The organism is Streptomyces sp. NPDC006197 (assembly GCF_040613865.1).
Taxonomy (GTDB): domain Bacteria; phylum Actinomycetota; class Actinomycetes; order Streptomycetales; family Streptomycetaceae; genus Streptomyces.
On the sequence record NZ_JBEXSZ010000105.1, the window covers coordinates 12442 to 29181 of the forward strand.

15 protein-coding genes and 2 pseudogenes are annotated in these 16740 nt (G+C 72.9%); 11 read left to right on the plus strand and 6 right to left on the minus strand.

Features of this window, described 5'->3' with window-relative positions; genetic code table 11:
- Nucleotides 1–58: 58 nt before the first annotated feature.
- Nucleotides 59–1492 (minus strand): MFS transporter, encoded by a 1434-nt coding sequence (locus ABZ318_RS27585; RefSeq protein WP_356905178.1) that lies wholly within the window; start codon nt 1490–1492, stop codon nt 59–61.
- Between the two features lie 60 nt (nt 1493–1552).
- Here ABZ318_RS27585 and ABZ318_RS27590 point away from each other — a divergent pair, with 60 nt between their 5' ends.
- Complete coding sequence (locus tag ABZ318_RS27590; RefSeq protein ID WP_356905179.1) at nt 1553–2356, plus strand: helix-turn-helix domain-containing protein; 804 nt, start codon at nt 1553–1555, stop codon at nt 2354–2356.
- 157 nt (nt 2357–2513) lie between these two features.
- Here ABZ318_RS27590 and ABZ318_RS27595 read toward each other — a convergent pair whose 3' ends face one another.
- Complete coding sequence (locus tag ABZ318_RS27595; RefSeq protein WP_356905180.1) at nt 2514–3437, minus strand: squalene/phytoene synthase family protein; 924 nt, start codon at nt 3435–3437, stop codon at nt 2514–2516.
- A gap of 93 nt (nt 3438–3530) precedes the next feature.
- On the opposite strand from ABZ318_RS27595, the gene ABZ318_RS27600 reads away from it, so the two are divergent.
- The 4 genes from ABZ318_RS27600 to ABZ318_RS27615 all read left to right on the plus strand — a co-directional run bounded on the left by ABZ318_RS27600 (nt 3531) and on the right by ABZ318_RS27615 (nt 7009).
- On the plus strand, nt 3531–4154 hold the full coding sequence (locus tag ABZ318_RS27600) for a hypothetical protein (RefSeq protein ID WP_356905181.1): 624 nt from the start codon (nt 3531–3533) through the stop codon (nt 4152–4154).
- A complete protein-coding gene (locus tag ABZ318_RS27605; protein ID WP_356905182.1) occupies nt 4151–5158 on the plus strand; it encodes a nucleotidyl transferase AbiEii/AbiGii toxin family protein in 1008 nt (335 codons plus the stop codon). Before ABZ318_RS27600 ends, ABZ318_RS27605 begins: the two co-directional genes overlap by 4 nt.
- Nucleotides 5159–5377: 219 nt before the next feature.
- Nucleotides 5378–5974 (plus strand): hypothetical protein, encoded by a 597-nt coding sequence (locus ABZ318_RS27610; protein ID WP_356905183.1) that lies wholly within the window; start codon nt 5378–5380, stop codon nt 5972–5974.
- 615 nt (nt 5975–6589) lie between these two features.
- A complete protein-coding gene (locus tag ABZ318_RS27615; RefSeq protein ID WP_356905184.1) occupies nt 6590–7009 on the plus strand; it encodes a hypothetical protein in 420 nt (139 codons plus the stop codon).
- Between the two features lie 60 nt (nt 7010–7069).
- On the opposite strand, the gene ABZ318_RS27620 is transcribed toward ABZ318_RS27615, so the two are convergent.
- Nucleotides 7070–7582: a GNAT family protein gene (locus tag ABZ318_RS27620; RefSeq protein ID WP_356905185.1), complete on the minus strand. Its 513-nt coding sequence runs from the start codon at nt 7580–7582 to the stop codon at nt 7070–7072.
- 120 nt (nt 7583–7702) lie between these two features.
- Here ABZ318_RS27620 and arr point away from each other — a divergent pair, with 120 nt between their 5' ends.
- The 3 genes from arr to ABZ318_RS27635 all read left to right on the plus strand — a co-directional run bounded on the left by arr (nt 7703) and on the right by ABZ318_RS27635 (nt 10289).
- Nucleotides 7703–8131 (plus strand): NAD(+)--rifampin ADP-ribosyltransferase, encoded by a 429-nt coding sequence (gene arr / locus ABZ318_RS27625; protein WP_356905186.1) that lies wholly within the window; start codon nt 7703–7705, stop codon nt 8129–8131.
- A gap of 154 nt (nt 8132–8285) precedes the next feature.
- Nucleotides 8286–9779: an MFS transporter gene (locus ABZ318_RS27630; RefSeq protein ID WP_356905187.1), complete on the plus strand. Its 1494-nt coding sequence runs from the start codon at nt 8286–8288 to the stop codon at nt 9777–9779.
- Between the two features lie 126 nt (nt 9780–9905).
- Nucleotides 9906–10289, plus strand: coding sequence for a DUF6479 family protein (locus ABZ318_RS27635; RefSeq protein WP_356905188.1), 384 nt, complete (start codon nt 9906–9908; stop codon nt 10287–10289).
- 109 nt (nt 10290–10398) lie between these two features.
- On the opposite strand, the gene ABZ318_RS27640 is transcribed toward ABZ318_RS27635, so the two are convergent.
- Complete coding sequence (locus ABZ318_RS27640) at nt 10399–11052, minus strand: TetR family transcriptional regulator (protein WP_356905189.1); 654 nt, start codon at nt 11050–11052, stop codon at nt 10399–10401.
- Nucleotides 11049–12545, minus strand: a complete 1497-nt coding sequence (locus ABZ318_RS27645) for an MFS transporter (RefSeq protein ID WP_356905193.1) — start codon at nt 12543–12545, stop codon at nt 11049–11051. Before ABZ318_RS27645 ends, ABZ318_RS27640 begins: the two co-directional genes overlap by 4 nt.
- 192 nt (nt 12546–12737) lie before the next feature.
- Here ABZ318_RS27645 and ABZ318_RS27650 point away from each other — a divergent pair, with 192 nt between their 5' ends.
- Complete coding sequence (locus ABZ318_RS27650; protein WP_356905190.1) at nt 12738–15050, plus strand: FUSC family protein; 2313 nt, start codon at nt 12738–12740, stop codon at nt 15048–15050.
- Between the two features lie 77 nt (nt 15051–15127).
- Nucleotides 15128–15901: a uracil-DNA glycosylase gene (locus ABZ318_RS27655; RefSeq protein ID WP_356905191.1), complete on the plus strand. Its 774-nt coding sequence runs from the start codon at nt 15128–15130 to the stop codon at nt 15899–15901.
- Nucleotides 15902–16183: 282 nt separating this feature from the next.
- Here ABZ318_RS27655 and ABZ318_RS27660 read toward each other — a convergent pair.
- Nucleotides 16184–16561 (minus strand): annotated as a pseudogene (locus ABZ318_RS27660) (TetR-like C-terminal domain-containing protein); the annotation flags it as partial.
- Here ABZ318_RS27660 and ABZ318_RS27665 point away from each other — a divergent pair.
- Nucleotides 16532–16740 (plus strand): annotated as a pseudogene (locus ABZ318_RS27665) (DUF1772 domain-containing protein); the annotation flags it as partial. The pseudogenes ABZ318_RS27660 and ABZ318_RS27665 overlap by 30 nt on opposite strands.

Here is a 16740-nt window from a genome sequence, read left to right on the forward strand (position 1 = left end):
GGTGCCCTCCGGCACCGGTGGACGACGAGGAGGCCGACACCTGTGGCCGGCGCGGAGATCAGGACGCGGCGCGCGCCTTTGTCCTGCGTCGGCAGGACAGGGCGAGCAGCGCCGCGGTGAAGAAGGCCGCCGAGGCGACGAGAGCCGAGACGTGCAGGCCCGAGACCAGATCCTGGCCTGCGGTGAGGGACGCGAAGAGAGCGACGCCGAGCGAGTTGCCGATCTGGCGGGCCACGTTGAACACCGCTGACGCCACACCGGCGTTCTCGGCGGGCGCGGTCTGCACGATGGCGGCGGTGGCTGCCAGAACCGTGCCGGGGGTGGCGAGGCCGGTCGCGACGAGGGCGGGCAGCAGCGTCCAGTACGGGGTGTCGGGACCGACGAACAGCCAGCCGGTGAACCCGGCCGCGCCGAGCAGCAGGGCCCCCGCCATCGGTACGTACGGCCCGTAGCGGGCGGTCAGGCGGCCGGAGAGCGGAGCTGCGACGACGGCCATGCACACCGTCGGCAGCAGGGCGAGGCCGGTGCCCAGCGCGCCGTAGCCGCGCTCGTTCTGCAGATAGAGCGTGGACAGGTAGAGCATGCCGTAGTAGCCGAGGTTGAGCAGGACGCCCACCGCGGTGGTGGGGGAGAAGCCGGGCGACCGGAAGAGCGACAGGGGCAGCAGCGGCGGCTTCCCGGCGAGGCCGCGTGCCTCCGTCCGCCGCTCGACCAGGACGAACAGGGCGAGCGCGACCGCACCGAGGGCACCGGTGCCCAGTACCACCGGCGAGGTCCAGTCCAGGGCGCCGGCCTCGTTGAGCATGCCGGCCGGCGCCAGCACGCCGACGATGCCCAGGGCCTGGCCGAGCGGGTCCAGGCCGCGTGCCCCCGCCCGGCCGACGGGCGAGGGGACGTGCTCGCGGGTCAGCCGGACGGCCAGCAGCGCGATGGGGACGTTGAGCCAGAAGGCGGCACGCCAGTTCAGGCCCGCCACCAGCAGACCGCCCACGAGGGGGCCCGCCGCGAACGCGATGCCGGAGACGCCGGCCCAGACGCCGAGCGCCTTGGCCCGCACCGCCGCCGTCGGATGGGCCGTGGTCAGCAGGGCCAGGGAGGTGGGCACCAGCAGGGCGGCGCCGGCGCCCTGCGCGAGACGCCCGGCGACGAGCGCCGCCGGGGTGGTGGCCAGGGCGCAGCCCGCCGAGGCGAGGGCGAAGACACCGAGGCCGGTGAGGAACACCTTCCGGTGCCCGAGCCGGTCACCGAAGCCACCGCCCATGAGCAGCAGACCGCCGAAGACGGCGCTGTAGCCGTCGACGATCCAGGCCGTCGCCGAGGCACCGGCGCCGACCGAGTCACGGATGACGGGGACGGCCACGGTGACGACGGTGACGTCCAGCATCACCAGGAAATAGCCCAGGCTGAGGGCGATGAGCGGGGGCCACGACAGCCGCCCGGTGGTGGAGGCCGGTGTTTCGTTCGCTGCTGCTGTTCCGGTCGTCGTACTCATACCGGCGATCCTCGACTCCCGACACTTAGCCATTCGTCAAACCATGCTTGTATGGCGCCCATGGACGAAGCCGCAGAGCAGGCAGGGGACCGGGCCACGGACAGAACGGAACGGGAGCCGGAACCGGAGCTGGCGCGCGCCGCTCGCCTCCTGGCCGGCGCCTCCCGGGCCCGGATGCTCAAGGCGCTGTGCGACGGCCGACCGCTGACCGTCACGGTCCTGGCGGCCGAAGCCGGGGTGAGCGTGCCGACGGCGAGCGTGCACCTGACGCAGTTGGCCGAGGCGGGGTTCGTACGGGCCGAGAACTCGGGACGCCACCGGTACTTCCGCCTGGCCGGCCCCGACGTCGCCACCGCCCTGGAGGCGCTGGCGGTCATCGCGCCGCCCGACCCCACCCCGGTGACCACACTGCGCGCCCACAGCCGGCACAACGCGCTGCGGCGGTCGCGCAGCTGTTACGACCACCTCGCGGGGGCTCTGGGCGTGGCGCTCATGGAAGGCTTCCTCCACCAGGGGCTGCTGCGGCGGGAGGAGAACGACCTGGCATCCGGCCGGCGCCCCGATCGGCCCGCCTCCTACGGCAGGCAGACGACGTACCACCTCACCCCTCAAGGCGCCGAGCGTTTCACCGGGTTCGGCATCGACGTGGACGCACTGCTCCGAGGGCGACGCCCGGTGGTGCGTTACTGCGTCGACTGGAGCGAGCGGAGCCATCACCTCGCCGGTGCGCTGGGTGCCGCGCTGGCCGCCAGGCTCTTCGGCCTGGACTGGCTGCGGTACGGCGTCTCGCCGCGCGTCGTCCATCTCACCGACGCGGGCGGGAACGGGATCCGGGACGCCTTCGCGATCGAGGTCGCCGACTGAACCCGTCGCGGCACGAGCGGGGCGGACGAACCCCGCCCGCCCCTCCCGTGCCGCGACGGCATTCCGCAACCGGGTCCATCTCGCCGCTCAGGCCCCGGCCCCGGGGACCACCTGAAACCCGCTCCCCTCGAAGACCCTGCCCGCCGGACGGACGGCGCTACTTTCCGGTCACCCCCAGGGGGCCAGCCCCCGGGGCCCGCCGGAGCCGTGCCGCCGTCTCCCGCAGCAGCAGTACGGCGGCCGCCGACGCCGGCGGGCCGGAGGTCCGCGTCGCCAGGGACGCGCCCGCGCGGCGCATCGCGTCGAGACGGAGGTGCTGGACACCGACGAGGGCCCGCACGAAGGGCCGGTACGAAGGAGCCACCACGCCCGCGAGGGAGACGGCCGCCAAGTCGGCGGCGGCCCGGTCCGCCTGTTCCTCCACGAGCCGGCCCAGCGCCGCGCCGGGCCGGGTGAGGTCCGCGCCATGGCGTGCCACCGCGTCGGCGGGGACGCCCACCCGGCCCGCGCGCACGTCCTCGGGCAGGTCCTCCAGGAAGTCGATGCGCTGCATGGCACGGATGAGCCGGTGGCAGCCGTCCGTGAACGCCGCCCGCGCCGCCCCGCCGCCGGGGGCGAACAGGCAGGCCGTGAGCATCAGGGCGGGCAGGGAGTACTCCCGTACGTACCGCTCCAGCTCCTCGTCGTCCGCGATGGTCCGCCACGCGACCTCGCGTTCGCAGCCCCGCAGGAACTCCTCCACGTAGGTGCGCACGTCCGGGTGGCGCTCGGAGGTGCGCACCAGGCAACGCAGCACGGGCGGCCCGGAGTCGCCTTCGGCGAAGGCCTTCCGTACGAGGCCGTCCCACTCCGCGAGCGCGGCCGCCCGTTCGTCCCGGGTCCCGTGGTCGATCCGGTCGTCGGTGTCGTGCATGAACGCGACGGCGGCCACGACGTGCGGCAGCAGCGCGGCGGGGAGCAGCAGCCGCGCGGCCGCGTACTCGGCCGTCCTGTACCTCCGCACCGCCCGCCGCTGCTCCGTGTAGTCCCGCCGCAGCCTCGGCTCCCTGACCCCGGCCCGGTCGAGGGCCCGCTTCCACATGCCGATCTCCTGTCGTCGTCGGCTGTGAGCCTACGGGCGCCCGGTCCGAAACCCGGATGAGCCCCCGACATCCTGTCTGCCAGACTCGCTGCGGTGTACGAAGGGTTCGAGAGGTACTTCGAGATGTACGAGGCCGACGCCGTCTACGAGACGCATGTGACGGTCCGGTGCCGGACCGAGGGGGAGCGGGCCCGACTCGGTGCCTGGGCGGCGGACCGGGGGCTGAAGGTCACCACCATCGTCCTCGCCCGGGGCCGGACGCCGGTCCAGCCGATGCTGACCCTGCCCGGCCGGACCGGTCACCCGGCGGTCGTGGCCGGGCTGCGGGAGGCCGGTTTCGAGCCGGTGCGGGTCAAGGTCGAGACCGTGCCGTGGAGCGCCGAGCCCGCGGGCCCCGGCGGGGGCTACTACGAGCACCACCTCAAGCTGGCGCTGCCCGCCGCGTACGACCGGGCCGCGCTGGAGGCCCTCGTCGTGCCGCACGGCGCCCATGTTTCGTGGAACGCCCGCCGGGTCCTGCCGGGCCCCGGCGGACGGCACGAGCGTTTCGTGACCCAGCGGCACCAGGGGCCTGCGGACGCGGCGGGACGCGCCTGCGACGCGCTCGTCGCCGCACTGTCCGCCGCCGGACACGAACTGGTCGCACAGGAAAGGGAGTTCGTCCTCTCCGACAGCGACCTGTCACTGGACGAGGGCTGGCTGGAGGAGGCCGTATGAACGACACGCCGTGGACGCCGCCGATCCCGGACGGCCCGGGCACCGGCACGGAACCCCGCGCCGACCGCGTACGCCGCAAAGCCGGGCTCCCGCACACCCTGACCGCCGGCATCGGTGACGCGGCCGTCCGGCACCGGGTCTTCGACCCGGCTCTCAAGCACTTCGACGAGGCCTACCGGCCCGGTGACGGCGTCGTCGAGGACCCGGAGCTGCGCGCCCGCTGGCAGACGGCCCGGCGTGCGGCCCTGGAGCTCGTCCTCGCGGCCGTCGCCGCCTCGCCGTGGGCCGACTCCCTCGTGCTGCGCGGCAGCATGCTGATGTCCGCCTGGTTCGGCGAGGCCGCCCGCGCACCCAAGGACATCGACTTCGTGGTCGTCCCCGAGACCTGGCGCATCGAGGAGCCGCGTACCCGCGCCATGCTCGACGGCATCGCCGAGGCAGCGGAGCGCCTCGCCGAGGAGAGCGGTACGGACCTGTCGGTCTCGGCGGCGGGCGCCGCCTCCGAGTACATCTGGACGTACGAGCGGGTGCCCGGTCACCGTCTGGTCCTGCCGTGGACGGCCCCCGGACTGCCCGGCGGCCAGGTCCAGCTCGACTTCGTCTTCCAGGAACGCCTCCCGACCCCACCCCGCCCGGCCCGGGTCGCCGGTGCCCACCTGATGGCCGCGGACCGGGAATCGTCCCTGGCCTGGAAGCTCATGTGGCTGAGCTGCGACATGTACCCCCAGGCCAAAGACCTGTACGACGCGGTCCTCCTCGCCGAGAGCTGCGCCCTGCCGCTCGCCCTCCTGGAGTCGGTGCTGCGCGAGGCGGACGAGTGGCCGGGCCGCCCGGACGAGCCGCTGCACCTCGGCATGTTCGAGAACGCCGTCCGCGCGGTCGACTGGACGGGCTTCGACGACGCCCACCCCGACACCGAGGCAACCAGGCGGGACCTCGGAGCCCGCCTCCTGGCGGCCCTCGCTCCGGTACTCGGGACGCCCTGTTCACCCACAGCCTCCTGACCGGCGGCCCCGCCTCCACCACCGCCGCTGACGTGGCGGCGGTGATCCGCACGGCGGTCGACCAGGAGGGCCGGGGCCTGCTCCGAGTCCGGACCCCGGGGAGGGGCGGGAGTCGCCGACGTACCCGACCTCATTGTCGGACGCCGCTGTTACGTTGACGCGAGGATCGTGCTTCGATCCCCGGTTTCGATCCCCGGTTTCGACCTCTGGAGAGGGCGTATGTACGACGAGCGGCTCGCCGAGTTCTCCCGCGAGCGACTGGACGGCCGTCCGGTGCCCGACGACCTGCGCGTGCTGCTGGTGGCGCAGTGGGAGGGCCGCACCGAGTTCACCCGCCTCCTCGACCTCGTCTTCTTCGAGGCGGGAGAGGTCCACCCGCTCCTGGACACCAGCTATCTGAGCGAAGAGGAACTCGCGGACCCGGAGATGCAGGCCGTCAACGCCGGAGCCGCGGAGATGGCCAGATACGTCAAGCTCGTGGCCAAGGGCGGAAAGGGATGGATCGGCTACTGGCTGCACCCCGACGAACCCGCGGACCGCGCCTGGCGCCTCCTGGAGCTGGACACCGAGTTCACCTTCTGGACCCTGCTCGGCCGCACCCTGACCGAGGGGGCCGCCGCCGAGCAGGCGAGCCGCCAGGACGACCCCGACGAGCGCACCGCGTTCGCACGCCTGGCCGCCGACCTCGCCGAGCTCGGCCTACCGCTCGGCACCCAGGAGTACGACGCCCTTGACGACACCGAGCACAGGGTGGACCCCGAGGAGCTCATGGAGAAACTGATCGAGGCCGAACGCGAGAAGCGCGGTCTTCGCTGACCGGGAGAGAAGCACGGAAGCGCAGAAGCACCGCACGCCTTCGACCGTTGCCGACGGCGATTGTCAGTGGCCGCCGGTTCCGTCGGTGTCCGACGGCACCCTCCGCCCACCCGTGCCCCGCAGTGTGCACCGCACGCTCGGCCTGCTCCTCGAACACGCGGAGCCGCGGCACGCCGCGGCCGCGCTCGCCGCCCTGCCGGAGCGGGTGACGACGGAGTTGCTCGCCGGCGGGCCCCTGCCGGCGCCGGCCCTCGTCGCCGCGGTCGTCGATCACGGCGACACCCGCACCCGAGCGGCCCTGGCCCGTCATCCCCGCCTCGACACGCGGGTCCTGGCCCGGCTGGTCGCGGTCGGCGACGCCCAGGTCGCCGCGGCCGTCTACCGCAACCCCCGCACCACCCAGTCCCTGCGCCGCACCGTCGCGGAGCGGCTCGACACCGTTCCGCTCGACGACGGGCTACACACCGAGCCGACGGCCCCCTGTGCGCGAAGGCCCTCGCGTCCGCCGACCCCGCCGCCGTCCTCCGTGCTCGGCTCGACCGCGAACTGGCGCCGGAGAAGTTCGTCCGGAAGCTGCGGCGCGCCCCTCGTGCCCCGCACGCACGTGACCTCATCGTGTCCCTCCCGCCGGGCGGGCCCATGGGCTGGACCGCCCTCGAAGCCGCCCACGCCCAGGAACCGCTCCCGCACTGGCAGGACATCGTCCGCCTGGACGACGCCCCCGAGGGCGTACGACTGCGGCATGCGGCGCTCCTGCCCGAGCCGGGCCCCGACGGGATACCCGGCGGCGCGCGACTCACCCGGGAGCGGGCCCGGCACGGTCTGGCCGGCCTGTTCCACTGCGCGCCGTCCACCCAGCTGGACGGACTGCTCACGACACGGCTCCTCGACGGCACGGACCCGACGGCCTGGCGGAGGGTCGCCGAGCGGCTGACCGGCCTCGACCCCGAATGGGATCCGGTCTCGACGGTGGAGGCGCTGCTCACCGACCAGAGGGCGCCGATGGGAGGTGTTCGTCCGGTGAGTGGTCGCTGATGCGAGGAGGCCCGGACGATCCTGACACCGGACCGGTCCATCGAGGCGTACGGGCCGGGATCACCGCACCAGCTCGGACGCCAGCAGGTCCATGAGCAGTCCGTCGTGCCAGGTGCCGTCCTCGCCCCGCTCGTACTGCCGCATCACGCCGACGCGCCGGAATCCCACCTTCTCGTAGCAGCGGATCGCCGCACCGTTGTCGGCCGCCGGGTCGATGATGAGCCGGTGGTGCCCAAGGTCGTCGACCAGGTGGCAGGCGAGGGTCCGGACGGCGTCGGTGCCGAGGCCCCTGCCGTGCACGGAAGGGTCGAGGAACAGGTCGATCCCGGCGTGCCGGTAGTCCGGCTCTTCCTCGGAGTACCACTGGATCATTCCGACGATCCGGTCGTGGTGAAGGATCGTCAGGCAGTGGGTGGCGGAGTCCTCCAGGTCGGAGGTCACCTCTGCCGTCATGTCGTCCCCACCGCGCCACCGCGCCCGTACCTCGGGGGTGGCACGGACGGCCGCCAGGGCCGGAACGTCCCCGGGGCCGGAAGGACGCAGGACGACGACCGAACCGCGCAACTCGTTCATGCGTACAGCCTGCCCCGAGGACCGGGCAGGGGGAAAGCCACTTCTTCGGAGCCGCGACTGGCAAAATCCCCCAGTGACATCCGGCCCTCCCGAGGGCGGCCTGAAACACACGGAGGACCCATGACCAGTGAACCCGTCCCCTTTCAGGTGTACGAGGCGGGCACCTACCTGCACGGGACGAAGGCGCGCCTGATGCCGGGAGACCTGTTGAGTCCGGGCCACGCCTCCAATTTCGAGGAAGGGCGTGTCTCCCGACACGTCTACGTCTCCGAGACCCTGGACGCCGCCGCCTGGGGCGCGGAGCTTGCCGCCGGCGACGGACGGGGGCGGATCTACGTGGTGGAACCGACCGGCGACCTGGAGGACGATCCCAACGTCACCGACAAGAAGTTCCCGGGCAACCCCACCCGTTCCTATCGCACGCGTCAGCCCGTGCGCGTCCTGTCCGAGCTGGAGGGCTGGTGCGGGCACTCGCCGCAGAAGATCCAGGCCATGAGGGAAGGGCTGGCCGAACTGCGCCGCCAGGGCATCGCCACCATCCTGGACTGACCGTCAGGCGCGACACGCGTCCCCCGGACGGCGGGCGTTCGCGTGGTGCGGCCACCGTGATGGCCACATGCTGGACACGGCGTCCAGGATCTGCGCACACATGACTGCTCCCGACCGGGGCACTCGCAGGAGGGTGCCTGACGGAGAGGGAGTCATGACGAGAGAATCGACCCGGGCCGCCGTGCCCGCGACCACGGGAACCGTGACCACGGCCGTACCGGCCCGACTGGACCGCCTGCCGTGGTCACGCTGGCACTGGATGATCGTGATCGGCCTCGGAACCGTGTGGATCCTGGACGGCCTCGAGGTCACGATCGTCGGCAACATCGCCGGCCGCCTCGCCGAGGACGGCAGCGGCCTCGCCATCACCGCCGCCCAAGTGACCGGAACCGCGGCCGCCCTGTACGTCGCGGGCGCCTGTTCCGGAGCACTGTTCTTCGGGTGGCTGACCGACCGTTACGGCCGCAAGAAGCTCTTCATGGTGACGCTGGTCGTCTATCTCGGGGCCACGGCACTCACCGCCCTGTCGATGGAATCCTGGTGGTTCTTCCTCTTCCGCTTCCTCACCGGCTTCGGCATCGGCGGGGAGTACGCGGCCATCAACTCGGCGATCGACGAACTGATCCCGTCCCTGTACCGGGGCCGGGTCGACCTGATCATCAACGGCAGCTACTGGCTCGGAGCGATCGGCGGGGCCCTGCTCTCCATCCTCATGCTGGACACGAACATCTTCGCCGCCGACGTGGGCTGGCGGATCAGCTTCGCCCTCGGCGTGGTCCTCGGCCTGGTGATCCTTCTGGTCCGAAGGCATGTGCCGGAAAGCCCACGATGGCAGTTCATCCACGGCCACGGCGAGGACGCCGAGCAGCTGGTGTCGTCCGTCGAGCGCGAGGTGGAGCAGGAACACGGCCGTCCGCTGCCGGCTCCGGCGGGTGAGATCACCATCCATCAGCGCCGGAGCATCGGCTTCGGACTGATCGCGAAGACGGTCTTCCGCCGCTATCCGCGCCGCGCCGTCCTCGGCCTGTCGCTCTTCATCGGCCAGGCGTTCCTCTACAACGCCGTCACCTTCGGCTTCGGCACGATCCTCACCACGTTCTTCGACGTGCCCACCGGCCACACGGGCTACTACTTCGCCGTCATCGCCGCCGGCAACTTCCTCGGGCCGCTGCTGCTCGGCAAGCTCTTCGACACCGTCGGCCGCCGCATCATGATCTCGTCGACCTACCTGCTGTCGGGCCTGCTGCTGTTCGGCACGGCCTGGCTGTTCGGCAGCGGCGTGCTCAGCGCCACGACCCTCACGGCCTGCTGGTGCGTCGTGCTGTTCTTCGCGTCGGCCGGCGCGTCGAGCGCGTACCTCACGGTCTCCGAGGTCTTCCCGATGGAGACCCGGGCCATGGCCATCGCCTTCTTCTACGCGATCGGCACGGCGGCCGGCGGCATCAGCGGCCCCCTGATCTTCGCCGACCTCACCGAATCCGGCGTGCCGTCCGAGACGGTCCTCGCCTTCCAGATCGGTGCCGGCCTGATGTGCGCGGCCGGACTCGTGGCCGCCTTCCTCGCGGTGAAGGCGGAACGCCGCTCCCTGGAGGACATCGCCGAGCCCCTGTCCGCGGCCCACGATGAGGCGGAGCCGACCCGCACCTGACGGAACGAACACGACCGCTCCACGACCGCCTGCGCATCCGCGGCCGGTGCACGAGCGGAGAACACATGGCGCGGCCGAACTCCCGACCCGGCGTTCGGCCCACGGAGAGACGAGCGAGGTACGTCCATGCACACACACGTTCTGCAAGAGTCGGTACTTGCGGCCGGAGTCTGGCAGTCCGGTCTGGCCCAGCTACTGGGTGGGCTGCTGGTGGTCGCGGTTCTGATCGGAGCCTTCGCCTTGGGCATCCGGGCCAAGAACCGTGAGCTTCCGCCGCCGGAGCCGGAGTCGCAGCCCCAGCGGCCCGACACGGAGCAGCTGCCCGGAGAGGTGTCCGAGTACCGAAAGCCCTCGGAGATGCCGCAGACCGACGGCGAGCACCGGCTCAGGCCCCACAACCTGAAGAACTCGGGCGAGGCCGACTCCGAACCGCAGAGCGAGGAGAAGCGCAAGTGGCGCGGCATCTCCAGCGGCGGCTTCGGCAGCGGTGGAACAGGCCACGGGGACTGAGCCGTCGCATCGCTCCGGTACGAGGCCGTACACACCCACCTCGGGCGCGATCTGCACTTACGGAAAGCCCCCGGGCCGCATTTCACGGGGAGCCGCCCGGGCCGGTGCACTACGCCCGGGCGGCGCCCCCGTCGACCAGGTGCTGGATGCCGGGGGCATAGAGCTCCGCGAGCCGTTCGGCGGTGGTGTGGGCGGTGGCGCCGTCGGGGCGGTGGAGACTCAGGGTGGCGCCCAGGCCCAGGAGTTGGCCGGCGACGAGTTCGGCGCGCAGTCGGGCGTCGGGGCCGGTGAGGACGTCCGTGAGGCGGTCGGTGATCTGCTCGCGGAAGCGGGCCCGCAGCAGGGTCCGTTCGTCCTCGATGCCGAGGGAGAAGACCACGCGCAGGAGCGGGTCGCCGCGGAGCCGGTCGCGGAGGTCGACCATGGTCAGGACGAGGTGCCGGCCGAGGTCGGGCAGCGGGGCGGCGAAGAGCTCGGCGGCCGCCGGACGGAAGTCGACGACCGTGTTGAACAGGGCCTCCTTGCTGCCGAAACGTTTGACGATCAAGGACGGGCTCACCCCGGCCGCCGCGGCGATGCCCCGCATGGTGACCTCGGCGTACGGCTTGAGCGTGAACGCCCGCCGTGCGGCGCGGATGATGGCCTCGCGTCCGGTCTCCGGGCCCGCTTCCCCTCCGTCCGTGGGGGAGTTCCCGGATTCCTGGCGGACGGTTCGATCCGCGCCGGCCGTGGCCGGGGAGGCGGGTTCGTCGGCGGTGCTCATGCGTTCCCTCGGGCGGTGCTGGTGGGCGGTGGCACCGTGACCGTACCGCCCGGCCGGTCGCCGTCGCGCGGGGCGTCCCGGCCCGGCCGGTCGGACGGCAGGAGGAGGGTGGCGGCGAGGGCGGCGAGGGCCGCTCCGGCGGCGATCAGGAAGATCAGCAGGTAGGCGTGGAGCGTCGGTGCGGTCCGACCGCCGGCCACGAAGGTCACACGGGCCAGCACGGCGGCAACCACGGCGCTGCAGCAGGCCTGTCCCACGGAACGCATCAGGGTGTTGAGGCCGTTGGCCGACGCGGTCTCGCTCACCGGCACGGCCCGCATGACGAGGGCGGGCAGCGCGGAGTAGGCGATGGCGGTGCCGCAGGAGACCACGGTGGCGCCGGCGACGATCAGCCAGAGGCTGTGGCTGGTGAAGAAGCGCACCACGTAGCCGAGCGTCATGACGACCGCCGCGACGGCGAGCGCGGTGCGGGGCCCGTACGCGGCGGAGATCCGCGCCGAGAGCGGAGACAGGGCCACCATCGCGAGTCCGCCGGGCAGCAGGCAGAGTCCGCTGACGACGATGGAGGCGCCGAGGCCGTAGCCGGTGCTCGTGGGCTCCTGTACGAGCTGGGCGGTGACCAGGGAGTTGGCGTAGAACGAGAAGCCGATGAGCAGGGCCGCGACGTTGGTCAGCAGCACGGCGGGCCGGGCGGACACCCTGAGGTCCATGATCGGGGACGGGGTACGCAGCTCGTACCGGCCCCAGAGCAGGCCCACGACCACCGAGGCACCGAGCAGACCGAGCGTCGGCGCGGAGGTCCAGCCCCAGCCGGAGCCCTGGGTGATCGCCAGGAGCACACCGACCAGCAGGGCGGCGAGGCCCAGCGTGCCCGGCACGTCGAACCGCCCCCGGGAGCGCACGGCCGACTCCGGAACGATCCACAGCACGAGCAGGAGGTCGAGCAGGCCGAGTGCGGCGGACGCCCAGAACATGGTGTGCCAGTCGAAGTTGTCCGTCACGACGGCGGCCAGGGGAAGTCCGATCGCCGCGCCGATGCCGAGGGTGGAGCTCATGAGCGCGATCGACGGCAGGACGCGCTCGGCGGGGAGCTCGTCGCGGATGATGCTGATGCCGAGCGGGATCACGGCGAGAGCCGCGCCCTGGAGGGCCCGGCCGGTGATCAGGACGCCGATGTCGGAGCTGATCGCACAGAGCACGGAACCGAGGGTGAGCACCCCGAGCGACGCGAGGAGGACCCGCCGCTTGCCGTACATGTCGCCGACCCGGCCGAGCACCGGAGTGAACACCGCGCCGGTGAGGAGGGTGACGGTCACGAGCCAGCCCGCCGCGCCCGCGCTCGCCCCGGTGAGCGCGGGGATGTGGGGCAGCAGCGGCACGACGAGGGTCTGCATGACGGCGACGACCATGCCGCAGAAGGCGAGGACGGGGACGACGAGCCGGGAACGGGCGGGCCCGGCCGTCGTGCCGGGCGCGGGTTCGGCGGAGGTCATCATGCTCCAGAGGCGGTGCGAGAGCCGGGAAGGGCAGGGGTGCACATCTGTTCACCCCCAGGGTAAACAGATGTGCACCCCCTGCCAAGGCCGGCGCTTCGGCACCTCGCCCGGCTCCTTGCGGCCCCACTGCCGGGCGGACGGCGAGCCCTCCCTCGTGCCGGGTGCGGCAGGGCGGGCGATGCTGGGGGCATGGGTGGCGCGTTCCCACGACGGCCGTCGCCCGCCTACCGGGCGGCGGCGCGGAGGGCTCTGCGCGCCACGGTCGCGGCCGCGGCCGGGTTCTACGTGCTTCTCCACGGCTTCGACTCGGCGGTCGGCGCGACGTACGCCCTGTTCGGCGCGATCGCCATGGCCGGGCTCTCGCATCTCCCCGGCTCCGGACGCCAACGGGCCGCGCTCCTGGTGGGCGTGGTGCCGGTGTGCTGGGTGCTGATCACGCTCGGCACATACCTGTCCGTACGAACGTGGAGCGCCGTGGTCGGCATGCTCGTGGTCGGGTTCGTGCTGGCGTTCACGGCCGTCGGAGGACCACGGTTCGCCGGCGCGGCCACGGGACTGCAGCTGATGTACATCCTGCCGTCGTTCCCGCCCTACGACCCCGGCTCGCTGGGCGAACGGCTGGTGGGGGCGACCTTCGGGCTCGCCCTGCTGACCATCGCGGAGATGACGCTGCTGCCCGAGCCGGCGGCCCCGCCCTACCGTGAACGGGCCGCCCGGGCCGCCGAGGGCGCCGCGCTCTGCGCGGACCGGCTGCGTTCCGCCCCGTACACACTGCCGGAGGCCACGCTGCGCACGGCCCTGGCCTTGAGCACGGGGCTTCGTTCCTCCCACGTCCCGGAGGCGGAACGGCCGGCCGGAGCGGGCGTGCGATCGAGGGCACTGGCCCACACGGGCCTGGCGACACGCACCCTGCTCGGCCGGCTGACGGAGCTGCCGCCGCTCTCCCCGGCTCCGGCCCGGCCCCGGGAAGCCGGTACCGGGGCCGGAGCAGATGGGGACGCGGCAGCGGGAGGCGTGAGCCGGGAAGGCCAGGCGGGGGCACCTGGGGTGTCCGGGGCCGGGCTCCCGGACCCGCTGCGGGCGGTCGCGGACGTGGCGAGGGAGACCGCCGCCCGGCTACGGGGAGAAACGCCGGACGGCCAGGCACATGCCCGTCTGCGGCAGATCCGTCAGGCACTGACGGCAGCCGATGACGCCTCTCCCGCTGTGCTGCGCCGCAATGCGGCGCTCCTGGAACTGGTGGACGCGGCGCTCGCGATGTCCACCGCGGCCGACATCGCGGTACGGGGCCGAGCAGCCGACGCACCGGCGCCCGGCCCGTTCTGGTACGCGCGGATGCGGGCACCACGGCTGTGGTGGCGGCGCCTGTCGGGCCACGCCGGCAGCCGGTCGGTGTTCTTCCAGAACGCCGTACGGATCAGCCTGGCCCTGGCGGCGGCCCGGCTGATCGCGGGCGTCGACACCCTCCCGCACGGCTTCTGGGTGCTGCTGGCCACCCTGACGCTGACGCGCACGACGGTACGGGAGACCCGGAGGACGGAGCGGATCGCGCTGACCGGCACGCTCGTCGGCGCACTGGTCGCGGCGGCGTTGCTGGCGCTGGTCGGCACCGACATCGAGGTCTACGCGGTGGCACTGCCGCCGCTGATGCTGGTCACCTTCACGCTGGGACCGGTGAAGGGCGTCGGATGGGCACAGGCGCTGTTCACGGTGGTGGTCGCCCTGGTCTTCGCGCAGCTGGCGCCGGCCACCTGGCAGCTCGCCGAGTTCCGGCTGCTCGACGTGCTGACCGGCAGCGCGATCGGCGCCGTGTTCGGGCTGCTGGCCTGGCCGCGCGGCGCCCATGACGAGTTGCGGCGGTCGGTCGCGGCGCTGCTGAGGATCGCCGCGGAGATCGTCGTGGCCACGACGGCGCAGATCGCGGCGGGCGGACGGCGCATGCCGGTGGTCACCGCACCGGGCCACCGTTCGCTGCAGCACGCCCTGGTCATGGCGGAGTCGGCGTACGCGCAGTACCAGAGCGAACCGAAGGGGCCCGCTCCGCCGCCGGTCGGTCAGGACTGGCAGGCCGCGCTGATCGCCGGCCACCACACGCTGTGGGGCGCCGACCGGCTTCTCGTACCCTCCGAACCCGTCGTGGTCCCGCCGCTGGGGAGGGAAGCCGCGGAGTCCGTCATCCGCGCGGGCGACCGGGTCGCGGCGGACATGCTGCTGACCTCCGCCCGCATCGACCCCACAGGGGACACCGTGGACGCACCGGTACCGCTCCACGCCCCGACGGCCTTCGTCGCCATCGCCGCCGACCCGCCCGGCGCGCCGCGCGTGTACTACGCGACGGTGTCCTGGCTGGCCTCACTGACGAAGGACCTTGTACGGCTCGCAGGCGGCACCGGCCCCGACACCGGCGCCGACGCGCTCGTCGGCGAGCGGCGTCCGCACCGGCTGGGCGATCCCGCGGGCACCGGCTCGGGTCCTGCCGCGAACCGCGGTGAACCAAGCTGAACGCGACGGTCGGCTGTCACGATGAAGTCGACCGCCAGAACCGACCGTGATGTGCGTGATGTGAAAGTGGGTCGAGGATGTCGACTGCCGAGGGGTATCCGGTGCGTGCCGCCGCCCAGGCCCGCACGCTGGCCGACATGGACGCCCGACTCGTGGAGTGCCGGGCGTGCCCGCGGTTGGTGGCGTGGCGGGAGGAGATCGCCCTCGAGAAGCGAGCGGCGTTCCGGGACTGGGAGTACTGGGGCCGCCCCGTACCCGGGTTCGGGCCCGCGGACGCCGCTCTGCTGATCACCGGACTCGCGCCGGCCGCGCACGGCGGGAACCGGACCGGGCGGATGTTCACCGGCGACCGGTCCGGTGACCTGCTGTTCGCGACCCTGTACGAGCTGGGGCTGGCCTCCCGGGCGACCGTGACCGGTCCCGACGACGGGCTGGAGCTCACCGGCGTGCGGGTCACCGCCCCGGTGCACTGCGCACCGCCGGACAACCGCCCCACGCCCGGCGAACGTGACACCTGCCGCCCATGGCTGACCCGCGAGACGCAGCTGCTGCGACCGACCCTGCGCGCGGTCGTCGCCCTGGGAGCCTTCGGCTGGCAGGCCGCGCTGGCGGCGCTGGGCGAGGCCGGGTGGAACGTGCCCCGGCCGCGGCCGGCGTTCGGGCACGGTGCGCGGGTGCCACTGCCCACCGCGGAGGGGACGAGCGGCCCGCTCACGCTCTTCGGTTGCTACCACGTAAGCCAGCGCAACGTCTTCACCGGCAGACTGACGCCGGAAATGCTGAGCCGGGTCCTCGCCGAGGCGGCACACACCGCCGGCCTGCCGGTCGAACGACGGGACGGGCAGATCTGACCCTCGGGCGGTGGTTCCACACGAACGCCGCCATGACCGATGCCGATGCCGCGTACTCCTGCCCGAACCGAGGACGCCGGGCCGTCCCGGCCCACAGAGCTGCGTCCCCGTCCGGCGTGCGATCGGCCGACCACGCCATCGCTGCACAGTCCAAGAACCACCGGTACTCCACCGGGGGCGTCTGGGTGGGGGTGGTGCCATAGGCGTGCAGGCGTGCAGGCGTGCAGGCGTGCAGGCGGGGCCGGGGTCCGGGCCGTGTGCCCTTTTCTTCCGGGGTGGGGGTCAGGTCGCGGGGAGTCGGTTGGTCAGTAGTGCTATCCGTTGTTCGGTGTCTGCCGGTGGTAGTCGTCCGGCGCGGGTCAGGGTGGCCAGGCCGTGCAGGGCGGCCCAGAACACCTCGGTGAACAGTCCGGGGTGGACGCCGTTGCCGGCGACCTCGTCGAGGTTTTCCAGCAGGGCGGCGAAGGCGTCTTTCAGGGGCTGGGGGGTGTTTTGGTGGGCGAAGGCCAGGCCGCCGTCGAGCTGGAACATGGCGTCGTAGACGGCGGGGTTACGTTCGGCGAAGTCGAGGTAGGTGCGGGCCAGGGCGGTGACCCGGGTGTGGGGGTCGTGTGCGGTGCGGGTTGCGGTCCGCAGGGCCGCGGCCAGCTCGGCCGCGCCCACGGGGGCCGGATGCTCGGCGCCCTGATGCCGATCTGGTACATCGGCTCGCTCGTGCTGAGCGCGCTGTGGGCCCTCACCGGCTGGCACCGCCCCGGCGCCGGCCTCGTCGTCACCGCCGCCGCACTGCTGATCCTCAGCGTGGTCATGTCGGTCCTGCTGCTCGTCCCGATCAACAA

Bases quoted from the DNA above. Each gene is read 5' to 3' on its own strand.
- ABZ318_RS27585 (WP_356905178.1), bottom strand. From the start codon at position 1,492: ATGAGTACGACGACCGGAACAGCAGCAGCGAACGAAACACCGGCCTCC.
- ABZ318_RS27590 (WP_356905179.1), top strand. From the start codon at position 1,553: ATGGACGAAGCCGCAGAGCAGGCAGGGGACCGGGCCACGGACAGAACG.
- ABZ318_RS27595 (WP_356905180.1), bottom strand. From the start codon at position 3,437: ATGTGGAAGCGGGCCCTCGACCGGGCCGGGGTCAGGGAGCCGAGGCTG.
- ABZ318_RS27605 (WP_356905182.1), top strand. From the start codon at position 4,151: ATGAACGACACGCCGTGGACGCCGCCGATCCCGGACGGCCCGGGCACC.
- ABZ318_RS27610 (WP_356905183.1), top strand. From the start codon at position 5,378: ATGTACGACGAGCGGCTCGCCGAGTTCTCCCGCGAGCGACTGGACGGC.
- ABZ318_RS27620 (WP_356905185.1), bottom strand. From the start codon at position 7,582: ATGAACGAGTTGCGCGGTTCGGTCGTCGTCCTGCGTCCTTCCGGCCCC.
- arr (WP_356905186.1), top strand. From the start codon at position 7,703: ATGACCAGTGAACCCGTCCCCTTTCAGGTGTACGAGGCGGGCACCTAC.
- ABZ318_RS27630 (WP_356905187.1), top strand. From the start codon at position 8,286: ATGACGAGAGAATCGACCCGGGCCGCCGTGCCCGCGACCACGGGAACC.
- ABZ318_RS27635 (WP_356905188.1), top strand. From the start codon at position 9,906: ATGCACACACACGTTCTGCAAGAGTCGGTACTTGCGGCCGGAGTCTGG.
- ABZ318_RS27640 (WP_356905189.1), bottom strand. From the start codon at position 11,052: ATGAGCACCGCCGACGAACCCGCCTCCCCGGCCACGGCCGGCGCGGAT.
- ABZ318_RS27645 (WP_356905193.1), bottom strand. From the start codon at position 12,545: ATGACCTCCGCCGAACCCGCGCCCGGCACGACGGCCGGGCCCGCCCGT.
- ABZ318_RS27650 (WP_356905190.1), top strand. From the start codon at position 12,738: ATGGGTGGCGCGTTCCCACGACGGCCGTCGCCCGCCTACCGGGCGGCG.
- ABZ318_RS27655 (WP_356905191.1), top strand. From the start codon at position 15,128: ATGTCGACTGCCGAGGGGTATCCGGTGCGTGCCGCCGCCCAGGCCCGC.